The 13,631-nt window shown below is 46.2% G+C and carries 12 protein-coding genes; 6 read left to right on the forward strand and 6 right to left on the reverse strand.

Features of this window, described 5'->3' with window-relative positions; genetic code table 11:
* Positions 1-250, reverse strand: a 250-nt coding sequence (locus RMO27_RS23845; protein WP_396133675.1) for a trypsin-like serine protease, incomplete at its 3' end; no start/stop codon positions are given.
* Between the two features lie 2 nt (positions 251-252).
* Here RMO27_RS23845 and RMO27_RS11585 point away from each other — a divergent pair.
* Genes RMO27_RS11585 through RMO27_RS11605 form a run of 5 tightly spaced genes read left to right on the forward strand, consistent with a single transcriptional unit; the run spans position 253 to position 5,547 of the window.
* Positions 253-1,455: a glycosyltransferase family 2 protein gene (locus RMO27_RS11585; protein WP_309732534.1), complete on the forward strand. Its 1,203-nt coding sequence runs from the start codon at positions 253-255 to the stop codon at positions 1,453-1,455.
* Positions 1,456-1,497: 42 nt separating this feature from the next.
* The gene (locus RMO27_RS11590) at positions 1,498-2,346 is read left to right on the forward strand and encodes a hypothetical protein (protein WP_309732537.1); all 849 of its coding nucleotides are present in this window, start codon (positions 1,498-1,500) and stop codon (positions 2,344-2,346) included.
* A 7-nt stretch (positions 2,347-2,353) separates the two neighbouring features.
* Complete coding sequence (locus RMO27_RS11595) at positions 2,354-3,358, forward strand: NAD(P)-dependent oxidoreductase (RefSeq protein ID WP_309732539.1); 1,005 nt, start codon at positions 2,354-2,356, stop codon at positions 3,356-3,358.
* Positions 3,348-4,193 (forward strand): MBL fold metallo-hydrolase, encoded by an 846-nt coding sequence (locus tag RMO27_RS11600; protein WP_309732541.1) that lies wholly within the window; start codon positions 3,348-3,350, stop codon positions 4,191-4,193. The genes RMO27_RS11595 and RMO27_RS11600 overlap by 11 nt, the downstream gene beginning before the upstream one ends.
* 28 nt (positions 4,194-4,221) lie before the next feature.
* Positions 4,222-5,547, forward strand: coding sequence for a F390 synthetase-related protein (locus tag RMO27_RS11605; RefSeq protein WP_309732543.1), 1,326 nt, complete (start codon positions 4,222-4,224; stop codon positions 5,545-5,547).
* Between the two features lie 146 nt (positions 5,548-5,693).
* On the opposite strand, the gene RMO27_RS11610 is transcribed toward RMO27_RS11605, so the two are convergent.
* From RMO27_RS11610 to RMO27_RS11620, 3 genes are all read right to left on the reverse strand, one after another.
* A complete protein-coding gene (locus tag RMO27_RS11610) occupies positions 5,694-6,884 on the reverse strand; it encodes an AAA family ATPase (RefSeq protein WP_309732545.1) in 1,191 nt (396 codons plus the stop codon).
* A 96-nt stretch (positions 6,885-6,980) separates the two neighbouring features.
* Positions 6,981-7,499, reverse strand: coding sequence for an RNA 2'-phosphotransferase (locus RMO27_RS11615; protein ID WP_309732547.1), 519 nt, complete (start codon positions 7,497-7,499; stop codon positions 6,981-6,983).
* A gap of 113 nt (positions 7,500-7,612) precedes the next feature.
* Positions 7,613-8,293: a L,D-transpeptidase family protein gene (locus RMO27_RS11620; protein WP_309732549.1), complete on the reverse strand. Its 681-nt coding sequence runs from the start codon at positions 8,291-8,293 to the stop codon at positions 7,613-7,615.
* A 299-nt stretch (positions 8,294-8,592) separates the two neighbouring features.
* Between RMO27_RS11620 and dxs the strand changes: the two genes are divergently transcribed.
* Positions 8,593-10,503, forward strand: coding sequence for a 1-deoxy-D-xylulose-5-phosphate synthase (gene dxs / locus RMO27_RS11625; RefSeq protein WP_309732550.1), 1,911 nt, complete (start codon positions 8,593-8,595; stop codon positions 10,501-10,503).
* A 665-nt stretch (positions 10,504-11,168) separates the two neighbouring features.
* On the opposite strand, the gene ctpC is transcribed toward dxs, so the two are convergent.
* Complete coding sequence (gene ctpC, locus RMO27_RS11630) at positions 11,169-12,458, reverse strand: carboxyl-terminal processing protease CtpC (protein WP_309732552.1); 1,290 nt, start codon at positions 12,456-12,458, stop codon at positions 11,169-11,171.
* Positions 12,459-12,732: 274 nt separating this feature from the next.
* Positions 12,733-13,631: (E)-4-hydroxy-3-methylbut-2-enyl-diphosphate synthase (gene ispG, locus RMO27_RS11635; protein ID WP_309732554.1), on the reverse strand; the 899-nt coding region annotated here is incomplete at its 5' end.

Below are 13,631 nucleotides of genomic sequence, written 5' to 3' on the forward strand. Positions count from 1 at the left end.
AGCGAGTTAAATCGGAATATTCAGAAACGATATTGCTTCCCATTGTTCCACCAGCGTGAGTGACACCAACAACATTTTGTGAATCACCGTTAGCTTGAAGAGCAGGGCCACCTGAGTCACCAAAACAAGATCCAGCGCGGAGATCTGGTGATGCTGTTGGGCACTTCTGCAGGATTTTCGGTCGGCGGGATCGTCTTTGAATACTAAATTCGGCGCTGGCCAGTAGTAAACTGGATCTATAATCGCAAATATATGAACTTCTTAATTATATCGATTGGTTTATTATTTTTAGTTGAAAGAATTGGTAAGTACCTGCTGATCGAAGATTTTTTCAAGCGAGAAGATGCGAGCAGTGAAGCAGCGGATCGAGTTGCCGGATTGCAAGTCAGTATTTTGCAACCCATTCTGAGTGGCGATCCTACTTTGTGGGATTGTCTAGCCAGTAACTTGCAGATGAAAACTAGTTATAACACTGAATTTTTGTGGTTGATTGATGATGATGATGCTCAAGCGCAAATTGGCTGTCGCCAATTAATCGAGCGATATCCAGACGCGGTCGTTCAGCTAATTTCATTACCACAACCCCCAGAGCGCATCAGTCCCAAGACGTTTAAATTAATTGCCGGATTGCAGCAGGCGCAAGGTCAGATCATCGCCGTGCTAGATGATGACACAATTTTACCCGATCGAGGACTGGATCGAGCGATTCCCTTTCTCGATCGACCTGCGGTTGGAGTTGCTTTTGGCTTACCTTATTATCTTAACTTCTCAAATATTTGGTCTACACTAGTATCTTGTGTTGTGAATAGTGGTAGCCTGCTGACTTACGTTCCTTATACTTTTTTGACAGCACCTTTTACAATTAACGGGATGTTTTTTGTGATGAAACGCGAGGTTTTAGATCTAGTCGATGGCTTTTCGGGACTAGAAACAGCAATTGTCGATGATTTTGCGATCGCCCAACACTTTCGATCGCATGGCTATCTACTAGCCCAAACCCCAGTTTGTCATGGCATCAGCACCCAAATTAAAGATGCCGCTCATTATTTCACCCTCTTAAATCGGTGGTTTATTTTCCCGCAAGAATCGATCCTAAAATCGATCAGTATTCGCGAACTTGCGATATTTTATAGCACGGCACTAATACCGACCTTTGTTCCGGCGATCGTCTTCGGCTATCTGGTATTATGCCCTTCTGCGTACGCGGCAATTTACGGACTTATCTATTTTGGTGTCAATGCTTACATTCTGACCCAATTCAATACTAAATATTTTAAAAATGCTACGCCCGATCGTCACATATTGTTATTATTAGCGATTCAGCTAGTGATGCCAATCCATATTATTTTAGCTTTGCTTTCGCCCCGGCGGATCGATTGGCGGGGAAAAACGATCGAACTTAAAGCTGATGGCAGCTTTGAAATTGTCAAACAGCGGAATGTACCAGAGATTTGAATAAGTTGAAAGTTAATGACGATCATCATCTGGATCTGCGCTATGGGCATTGGCATCGCAAGTATGATTTTGCTGTGGACTTTGGGAGAAACACTGTGGTGGTGGTATCTGTGGAGTAGATCTACAAAATCGGTCACTGATACCCAATCTCCATGGAAAAATGCGGTTGTTTTTCTGACTGGAATTAGTAACTATGCCAGCGAAGATTTGGCACCAGAACAAAGAGATTTTTTGCAAGAGCTGGGCGATCAAATTGATGTAGATTTGATCGTCTCAGCACCTTTTCCTTACGACAACTCGACTGCTCGTGAATTTGCTAGATTGCAGATTTGGCAACATTTTGGAGATCGAGAATTGCCCTTATGGTTAATCTCTTTATACAACTTTTGGCAAACGGTACTAGTGACATGCTTAGAAAAAACCTACGGCAATACCATCGCTCGATGTATCAGCAATCGACTGGGAGCTGCGGCATCGCTAGATAGTAATTTATGGCTAATTTGTGGCAGTATTGGTGCGGGACTTGCTTTAGCTGCTGCCCCAAAACTCCAGGAAGAATTACAAGTCAACCCGATCGTTATTGCTTACGGGGGAGTATTTAAAGCATCGGCGGGATTCGATGCTGTCGAGCGATTTTATCACTTGACGGGGAGCCAGGATAGTTGGGCTAAACTGGGAAAATTTATCTTCCCTGGACGTTGGTTCCCGACGGGCGCATTGGCAAGAGCGATCCGCGATCATCGAGCGATCTTACAATCTACTGGCAATCATCAACATCTCGAATATTTGAGCGATCGACGATCGATGATTTCAAATTTATCCGATCGCACGCTCACATTAAATACTATAACTCAACTCTCAATTTGGCAAGAAAAAGGTATAAAAAAATAATACTCTCATGAGAAGTTTAGTAACTGGGGCGACAGGTTTTTTAGGTAAACAATTGGTAGTTAAACTTAGCAAACTTGGACATGAAGTTACGGCATTAGGTCGCAATTCGAGTATTGGTGAACAACTAGTCACTGACAACGTCCATTTCATAGCTAGAGATTTGAGAGATCGATCGGGAATAATTGCCGATCTTCAAGGACAAGACTATGTTTTTCATTGCGGTGCATTATCTTCACCCTGGGGCAAAGATCGAGATTTTCATGAGATTAATTTTTTAGGCACTAGAAATGTCATCCAAGGCTGTCAAATTCATCACATTAAGCGATTGATTCATGTGTCTACATCTGCTGTTTATTGCAATTACCACGATCGCTTAAATATTTTAGAAAATACACCTTTACCCATCCCCGTTAACGCTTATGCTAGTAGCAAACAATTAGCCGAACTCGAAGTCAGCAAAGCACATCAATCTGGTGTACCGACAATTGCGATCAGACCGCGCGGTATTTTTGGCCCTGGCGATACTGCGATTCTACCCCGATTAATGAGAGCAAATCGACGTGGCGGGATTCCATTGATCGATCGAGGCAAAGCCTGCATTGACATTACCTATGTCGATAATGTCATTGATGCTTTATTGCTGTGCCAAACTGCCCCAGAGACCTTATTGGGCAGAATTTTTAATATTACGAATGGAGAACCAATTACTGTTGCTAACTTATTGACACAGCTATTTGCCAAGTTAGAGGAGCCGTGCCGACTCAGACCAATTTCACTGCGTACAGCGAATTGGACGGCATCGCTAATGGAATCGATCGCCAATACAATATTGTTGGGGAGAGAACCCATTCTGACTCGGTATACAGTGGGATTACTAGCCTATAGTCAAACCTTAGACATTACCGCAGCCACTCACGAATTAGGCTATCAACCTCGCGTGAGTATCGACAATGGATTAGATATTTTCGCTCGATGGTATCAAACTAATAATCGCGATCGATATGTCCCTTAAAGTTAACTTTTTTTCAGCCGGATATTGCACGCATCCTGAAGCGGTAGTCATCCGCGATGGCAAATGGCAGCAAGCTAATTTCCCCTCGCTATTTGCGGCGATATTCCATCCGACGCTCGGCGTAATCCTCTTCGACACGGGCTATTCTCAGCGATTTTTTCAAGAAACTCGTGCTTGGCCATTACGGTTATATGCGCTAGCTACGCCTGTATATTTCCAGCCCGCAGATAGTGCTGTCTCTCAACTCCAACAAGCAGGCATCTCGCCAGAATCGGTAAGTTATATTATTATTTCTCACTTTCATGCCGATCATGTTGGCGGTTTACAAGATTTTCCAAATGCTCGATTTATCTGTTTTAATTCTGCCTATCAAGCCGTAAAAAATCGCCAAGGATGGAGTGCGTTGAAGGCTGGTTTTTTGCCAGGATTATTACCTGCTGATTTCGATCGTCGCCGCATCTCCGTAGAAGATCTCCAGACCATCTCATTACCGACACAGTATCTTCCCTTTGATATTGGCTGTGATTTGTTTGGCGATGGTAGTCTCCTCGCTGTCGAACTCCCCGGTCATGCCACTGGACAGTTAGGTTTATTTGTGATTGACGCTGACGAATGCAGTTATTTTCTAATTGCCGATGCTTGTTGGCTCAGCCGTGCTTATCAAGATTTCATCAAACCACATCCGATCGCCAGTCTCATTTTTGCCAACGATCGAGAATATGTAGATACACTCGCCAAAATTCATCAATTGCATCAGCTCAATCCAGAGCTAAACATCATTCCCACCCATTGTGCGAAAACTTGGGCGGGATTAAATAAGTCGATCGCATCATGATTCTAGTTAAGATTAAATTTAATACTCAGTGAACGATAAATTAGCAATTCTGCGGCAGTATTTATTAACAAAATACGTGCGAAAATTCAAGAGTCGTCAGCAGCTTTTAGCTTGGCAAAATACCAAAGTTATCGGTTTTCTCACCGATGTTTTACCCAAATCTCGGTTTTATCGCGATCGATACCAGGGCTTAGATTTGAGTAGTTGGCAAACATTCCCCATCATTGACAAATCGGCAATGATGGCCAACTTTGACGACTTAAATACAGTCGGAATTACCAAAGACTCAGCATTTACGCTGGCGATCGAAGCTGAAACAACGCGTAACTTTAGTCCGACTATTCAGGGATATACGATTGGGCTATCTTCGGGGACAAGTGGCAATCGGGGCTTATTTATCGTCAGCCCAGTAGAGCGGCAACTATGGGCGGGTAGTATCTTGGCAAAAGCACTACCTCACTCGATTTTTACGTCCGAGCGAATTGCTTTTTTCCTCAGAGCTAATAGCAATCTTTATGAAACAGTCCAGAGACAACGCATTCGCTTTGAGTATTTCGATCTATTTGCTACTGTTGAAAACCACATCGAGCGGCTCAACCGGATCGATCCGACGATTTTAGTCGCACCACCCTCAATGTTAAGGCGATTAGCCGCCGCTCGATCGAGCGGTGAGCTACGTATCCTACCAGAGAAAATCATTGCTGTGGCGGAGGTGTTAGACCCCTTAGATGCAACATATTTGTCCGAATGTTTCGGTCGCACGATCCATCAATTGTATCAATGTACGGAAGGTTTTTTAGGAAGTACTTGTGCATATGGTACTCTACATCTCAATGAAGATATCTTAGTAATTCAAAAAGAATATATCGATCGCCAACTGGGAAAATTCATGCCGATTATCACGGATTTTAATCGGCGAACTCAACCAATTATTCGTTATCGCTTAGATGACATTTTAACAGAACGACCAGATCCCTGTCCCTGCGAATCGGTATTTACAGCTTTAGCCAGCGTCGAAGGGCGATGCGATGATATTTTTTGGTTGCCAAATCTCACTGGAGAGAAATTAATATCGATATTTCCAGATTTTGTCCGCAGAGCAATTATGACAGCTTCAGTAGATATTCAAGCATATCGAGTTGTGCAAACAAGTCCGACGGCGATCGCAGTTTTTGTCAAAGTGCCGCCAGCATTACAACCAGCAATTCAGCAACAGATCGATCTGTCATTAATCGATCTTTTCGAGCGATCGCATTGTCAAATTCCGAACATATCCTACCAAGAATATGTCCAACACACCGAACATCACCACAAGTTGCGCCGAATTCAGCGAGCATTTACTCCAGACAATTGATACAACTAAACTGTGCGGATCTGAGTCACAAAGCTCATAGCCTAGTCCTAGACGGCGGAAATTAGGATCCCATTTCCTCCTTGTGTTTCCCGTAAATCTAGTAAGGGCAATTCATGAATTGCCCTTACTAGATTTACGGGAGACTACTAGACAAATTTATGAACGAATTCATAGGTGAAATCAACCCGTCCTTTGCGTAATAAAGCCGGATCCATGCGATCGGTAGTATTGCAAGTCATCAGAACCACCAACTTTTGTTGGAGATGAATACCCGCTTCATCAATTACGCTTTGATAAAGAGTGCCATCGAGTAAACCCAAAATATGTTCGGTTTTACTATTTTCTTGAGCCGATTCGAGGGCGCGATTTTTAGCTAGATTATCAGCTTCATTAATAATCAAGCAAATCCGTTCTAAATAACTCGGTGGTACGAAGTTTTCAACTGCATCGTGATCGAGGATAAAAATCACATATCCCAACGGCATCAGCACTTCTTTAGCGATCGATTGCGTCCAGACGGTTTTACCTGTTCCAGGTTCGCCATTAATTAAGACAGCTACCTGTTGTTCGCTCAAGATTGCTTGTTGGACGCGATCGGTGAAGCTTTGAATGTCGGCTGAGAACGATCGAATTGGATACTCGCTATTGATTTTACCAACGCGACTTTTATAGCCGCTGAGAATCACCGCCACATCGTAGGTAGCCTTACTAATTAAGGGGGCTAAATCTGGAGCTGAAATTGTATATTGACGTTTGCCTTTTTCAAATGTCTCGACTTGTACCCAGATATCGTATTCTTTCCAGTATGCCGAAACATACCCCAAGACTTCCAGCCGTTCCCAGGTAGTGAATCGCTCTGGTGGATAATAGAAATACCGTTCCCAATAGTACTGAGTGATCAGATCGGGTTTGCCTAAAACTTCCAGAATATTTTTGACAGTAATTTCTTCTAACCGATTTAAGACATAATCGATCGGAATACTATCGCGACTGACCAATTGAACGATCGGAGTTTGGGCGACTAAGACATCTTTGTGTCGGCGATCGGGTGAAGCCGGATCGGGGGTAATATAATTCCACAGTTCGTTAAATTCGTACTGAACGCTATCGGAAAATACATTTAGCATATTCGCCCACCAGGAATATTGCTTGCGACTGAGGGCATCGGCGACATCGCTCAAGAAATCAGCACTGCGTTTGGCCAAGCTCCAGGAATCATTGAGCACAATATTTGCAAAAAATCCGACGTCCAAATCTCGATTCAGGGGTCGCCAGCCCGAGGCTAATAGTCCTTTACTTTGAGCGTTATTATTCTGATTAAAATTATCGTAGCCCATATTAATTTTCTATCCTAAAATTTGCTGTCCGAGCTTCAAAGCTCACGGAACATCATCTACTCGTGTTAAATATTCTGGGGGGACGGCATCGACCAGTCACACATCGTTTTCCGTCCGATAAAAGCGATAGCCATCATTGATCATCGCTAGCGGATCTATTGCCAAGATCGCACTTTCGCCTCGCCTACCACCCACCTTGAATGCCATCTTCAGATTTGTGGTGAGATGAACGTGGTGACGAGACATTTTTTGCAATCCTGCTACCAAAATTGCGGCTACTGCTTTGACATGAGTGCCATGATAGAGAGTATTTGGGGGAGTTTGAACTAAAAGCTGTAAATCGATCTCGATCGAATGTCCCTGATTGGCACGAATCAGATCGCCGCGATCGTTAAATGCAAAACGTTGTTTATCATTGGTGGCAACTACCTGTTGTAATTCAGCTAGACTAATCTCAAATCCATTGGCTGATGCTGCTGCTAGCAGCTTATCTACACTGACCCATCCACCTGGTAATAGTTCCAATCCCAGTCGTTCTGGCTGATGACGCAAGTGTTTGGATAAGTATTTACTAATTCTAACGTAGCGTTGGGGAATTTGCAGATTGCCAGACATAGCAGTTGTAATATTGCGCGAATTCACCGATCTTTAGCATACCCAGGATCGAGAGTGACTAGGAATATTTACGCCAGATCCCCGACTTCTTCAAGAAGTCGGGGATCTACAACTTAGGGAACAATTTCAACTAAAGTACCCGATCGAGATACTTGATAAATCTCATCGACATCAGCAGTTTTGAGCGAAATACATCCCCACGTCCAATTAACTTGCTGATCGATTAAATTATCTAAATTTACAGGTACCCCGTGAATGCCAACATCGCGACCGATAGACTTGTACCAAGGAATTTCACCAGTTTGTTTGGCAGCCAAATGTTTACGCCAGGAAGCTGAATTCGGATAGTCGAACCATAAGAATTTCGACCACTGCGGATGGGGATAGAGATCTTTGATTTGGAAGATGCCTTCAGGGGTACGCCGATCGCCTTCAATAACTTTATCGCCAGTCGGATATTCGCCTAGCACGATCGGATATGATTTAAGAGGTTGTCTATTTTTGTAGATTGTCAACCGATATTTTGATTTTTCAATTAAGATCGAAATACTTGATTTATCTACTCGATCGCCTAGTAAATCGGCCAGAGATCGATCGCTTTTAATCAGGGTATTGGGTCGCTGATGGTAAGCCGATTGGGTCGGACAATCTGTACACACGATCGATCGCCATAGCGAGATCGGGGGTATGTATCCCAATCGATCGAGTGCGCTATAAGTAGCCGCGATCGCACCGCCACTCACTACAGTTACTAATCCAATCTTTACCAATTTCGGTAATTTATCCCATTGCATAGCCGGTTAAATTGTCAGGTCGATCGTTCAAATCATAGCAGCTCGACAAACAGACCAGGCGATTTGAAATAATTACCCAGTTTCTTTGCTTGCCCGCTGTTGTCATTTGCTAACGATTTCAGATGTTGCTCTTTGTCGTTTATTTCCCCGTCTTCCCGTCCCCCAGTCTCCCCTTCCCCCCAAATTCCCATTGCTAACTGTTACAACCAGAGAATTTACCGATCTCAAACCTGCTAAATAAATTACAGTTAGAGAAGCTAATCAAATATCGAGATCTTATCAGACGGGGAAAACTGGCTATGCACCTAAGCGAAATCACCCATCCAAACCAGTTGCACGGTTTATCAGTTCGGCAACTAGAGCAGATCGCACTAGAAATCAGGGAAAAACATCTTCAGACAGTGGCGACCAGTGGCGGTCATTTAGCCCCTGGGTTAGGTGTTGTCGAGCTGACCTTGGCACTGTATCAAACATTGGATCTCGATCGAGATAAGGTGGTTTGGGATGTCGGACACCAAGCTTATCCCCATAAATTAATTACGGGTAGATACAATCGCTTTCACACGCTCCGCCAGAAGGATGGCATTGCTGGCTATCTCAATCGCAAAGAGAGTAAGTTCGACCACTTTGGTGCCGGACACGCATCTACGAGCATTTCTGCGGCATTGGGGATGGCGATGGCACGCGATCTTAATGGCGATAACTTCAAATGCGTGGCGGTCATCGGTGACGGCGCATTAACAGGTGGCATGGCTCTAGAAGCGATCGATCATGCCGGACATTTACCCAAAACTAATTTATTAGTAGTGTTAAATGATAACGAGATGTCGATCTCGCCCAATGTCGGTGCAATTCCGCGCTATCTGAACAAATTGCGCGTCAGTGCGCCGATTCAGTTCCTCAGTGACAATATCGAGGAACAACTCAAAAATATCCCGTTTGTCGGCGAAACAATTTCGCCCGAACTGGCGCGGGTGAAGGAAGGGATGAAGCGGCTAGCCGTTCCCAAAGTTGGTGCGGTATTTGAAGAGCTAGGATTTACCTATATCGGCCCTGTAGACGGCCACAATTTGGCAGAATTGATTAGTACCTTTGAAGGTGCTCACAAGCATACCGGGCCAGTGATGGTGCATGTTGTCACCAAAAAGGGTAAAGGATATACGATCGCCGAAAAAGACCAAGAAGGCTACCACGCTCAAAGTCCCTTTAATCTAGCCACGGGTAAGAGTGCCCCAGCAACTAAACCCAAACCGCCAACCTATTCTAAAGTATTTGCTGATACCCTGATGACGTTGGCTGAAAACGATCCGCGCATCGTGGCAATCACCGCTGCCATGGGTACGGGGACGGGTTTGGACAAGTTTCAGGCAAAATTCCCCGATCGCTATATCGATGTCGGGATTGCCGAGCAACATGCAATTACACTAGCTGCGGGGTTAGCGACTGAAGGGATACGTCCGGTCGCAGCGATTTATTCGACTTTCTTACAACGCGCCTTCGACCAAATTATTCATGATGCCTGCATCCAACATCTCCCCGTGTTCCTGTGTCTCGATCGAGCGGGGATTGTCGGGGCAGATGGCCCCACCCACCAAGGGATGTATGATATTGCCTATCTGCGATGTATCCCGAATATGGTGCTGATGGCACCTAAGGATGAAGGAGAATTGCAGCGGATGGTAGTGACTGGGATTAACTATACTGATGGCCCGATCGCGATGCGCTACCCCCGTGGTAATGGTTATGGCGTACCATTGATGGATGAAGGCTGGGAAGAATTACCGATCGGTAAAGCGGAGATCCTGCGTCAGGGCGATGATGTGCTGATGATTGCCTATGGTTCGATGGTACATCCTACTCTTCAGGCAGCGCAGCTCTTGAGCGAGCATGGAATTTCAGCAACGGTAATTAACGCCCGCTTTGCCAAGCCGTTGGATACCGAACTGTTTGCGCCATTAGCGCGATCGATCGGGAAGGTGGTAACTGTAGAAGAAGGTTGTCTGATGGGTGGCTTTGGTGCGGCAATTCTGGAATCCTTGATGGATCTCAATGTCGTCGTCCCCGTCAAACGGATCGGCGTACCGGATATCCTGGTCGAACATGCGACTCCGGATGAGTCATTAGGAAATCTGGGTTTGACGAGTTCCCAAATTGCGGAAACCGTACGGACTACTTTTTTCACTCAAAAACCAGTAGCGGTTGGTGTCTAACCGATCGATCGATCGATCGATTGATCGTTTGATAACTCAGTCCACCAATTTCCTAGAGAAATTGGTGGACTTTTTCAGCCAGATTAAAATAACGTCAGTTCAAGATAAAAATCACTTCTAAATGCTGGTAGCACGCCAATCGGTAACCGATTAGAACTTGTGTAATGCAGGTTTGATTTGTGAGGGCAGAACCCGGATCTGGGGGTTCCGACCCCCAGTCCCCCCGTTGAAGGGCGGGGTGCGTCTTGACCCAAACACATGCGGAGGGAACCTCCGCGTGATTTGGGTCGCCGCCCCCTCAAACTCCCCTGCACAAGGGTCGATCTGTTGGCTGCTTGACGCGCTTCTCTGCGAGACGCTACGCGAACGCATTAGCTTCGCAATGGGAATCGGTCTGTGGGTTGGGTTTAATTTTTTGGGGCGGTTCCAAACCGAAGCCAGAAGTGATTAATCGGAAATCCTGATCCCGAACTGACTTTAAAATAGCCCCGACTTGTGAAAGTCGGGGCTATTAATCGATCGTTACTGGTTATTGAGCCACAGATAATATAGCGATCTGGATAGATAACGATTAGTCAGTTGCGTTACCGATGTTTCGATCGAGCAATCGGGTGTTGCTCCTGGTTTACACGACGCATCACTAAGATCTGTCGGTAAACTGTCAGTTACTTTTTTTGGGCTGCACCGCCACTGTTTGCGATCGCAGTTTGGAGCGTTTGAATGGCTTTGGCATACTGCGGATCGGCCGCCGTCGCTACTTTAGTCCGATCCTTGACCAAGGCTTGGATTTGATTTTTGGATAGCTTGACTTCGATATCTGGCTTGATACCAGCGTGGTTGATATCCTTACCGCTAGGAGTATAGTATTTGGCGATCGTCACGGCCATCCCCGCACCTTCGGAGAGGGGACGTACCGATTGCACCAACCCCTTGCCAAAAGTCTTCACGCCGACTAGTTGAGCGCGCTTGTTGTCTTGGAGGGCACCAGAGAGGATTTCACTCGCACTGGCAGAGCCGCCATCGACGAGGACAACTAGCGGTTTTTTGGTAATGGCAGTTCGGTTGGCACTACTGACATCGCCAGTCCCTTGCCGGTTGACAGTCGAGACAATTTTGCCATCATCCATCCACATCCGCGCGATATCGATCGCGCCATAGAGTAAGCCGCCAGGATTCGATCTCAAGTCGAGTACATAGCCAGTCGCACCTTGGCTTTCGAGCTTCTGGATCGCGGCACCCATCTCGCTAGAAGCATTAGCACTAAACTGCTTGAGCCGGATATAGCCGATCCCGCCGAGTTCTTTGGGGCGGTATTTGGCTTCGACGGGATGAATCTCGATTTGCTGACGGAGCAGGTTAAATTCGAGGACTTGACGATTGTCCCGTTGAATGGTGAGTTTGACGGTCGTGCCTTCCTTCCCGCGAATGAGTTGCACGGCTTGATTGACATCCATCCCCGTCGTACTTTTGCCATCGATCTTGGTGATGATATCTTTGGAGAGAATCCCCGCTTTAGAAGCGGAAGTATCTTCGATGGGGGCGATGACTTCGAGTTTTTTGGTTTTCTCGTTTTGGCTCAGTTGAATGCCGACACCGATTAATTGACCGGAAGTTTCGACTTGGAGATCGCGAAATTCTTTGGGGTCCATGAAGCGGGTGTAAGGGTCGCCCAGATTTTTGAGCATCAGTCGAATCGACTTATAGACTTCTTCCTTGCTGGCGTAATTTTTCTGGACGACGTACTGTTTGCGGATGGCGCGCCAGTCTTTTTGATTGAAAGTAGCATCGACATACTGTTTATCGACGATTTGCCAAACTTCATCTACCAATTCCTTGGGACTATTCTTGAAGAAGGCAACACCTTTGGGAAGATGCAGACCCGCACCAGTAACTGCTACTGCTGTGAGGACTAAAGCGGTGGCACCGATAACTAACCCGTGTTTTTCGATCTTCATGATTTACGTCTGGAATTAGCAGGAAAAGAGGGGATAACGGCAATCGATCGGGCTTAACGCTGGCAAGTACCAGTGCTGATTTCAAGTGCGATCGATCGCCTGACATTAATATCAATCTTACCATATCGCCGATCTGGCTGGTACCCGTGCCGCTGTCTGCCAGAGGCTGAGATTGCCAGTTAGTATCGATCCCAGTCGGACTCGGAGATCGGTTGCGCTTAGCGATCGCCAGATTGATGTTTAGATTTTAGCCTCGATCGGCGTCGATCGGCTACTACTCTGGTTCGACCCAGCGATCGTCGGCTTTAATCAAGGCGATTAATTCCGCGACGCCATCAGCTTCGGGCACGCGTTTAATCTCATCGCGACCCCGATAGAGGGAGATATAGCCCGGTGTTTTGCCGACGTAGCCATAGTCAGCATCGGCCATTTCACCGGGGCCATTGACGATACAACCCATAACGGCGATATCCAAGCCCGTCAGGTGATTGGTGGCCGCGCGTACTTGATGGAGGACGGTTTCGAGATTGAATAAGGTGCGACCGCAGGAAGGACACGCGACATACTCCACCATCGTTTTCCGCAATCCCAGGGCCTGGAGGATGCTATAACAGACGGGGATTTCTTTTTCGGGAGCTTCGGTCAGGGACACTCGCAGCGTATCACCGATCCCTTCGGCTAGTAAGGTCGCAATTCCGGCAGTGGATTTAATTCGTCCGTACTCACCATCTCCAGCTTCGGTGACTCCCAAGTGAATCGGATAATCCATTCCGGCTGCGTCCATGCGTTGGGCAAGCAGTCGATAGGCCGCCAACATGACGGGGACGCGGGAAGCTTTCATCGAGATCACCAGATTGTGAAAGTCAAAAGATTGACAAATCCGGATGCATTCTAGTGCCGATTCGACCATCCCTTCGGGTGTATCGCCGTAGGTAAATAACATCCGTTCGGCCAGCGAGCCATGATTGACACCAATCCGCATTGCTTTGTTTTGGTCTCTGAGTGAGATCACCAACGGTTCGAGCATGTCGCGAATTTGCTCGCCAATCTCAGTAAATTCCGCAGGCGTATATTCGGTTCGATCGGGTTTGGGCTTCTCGAACACATACAAGCCAGGATTGATCCGCACTTTGTCTACATGCTTGGCCACCTCTAGGGCGATCTTCATCCCAT

Origin of the sequence: Chamaesiphon sp. OTE_75_metabat_556, assembly GCF_031378165.1 — a bacterium.
Classification (GTDB): domain Bacteria; phylum Cyanobacteriota; class Cyanobacteriia; order Cyanobacteriales; family Chamaesiphonaceae; genus Chamaesiphon.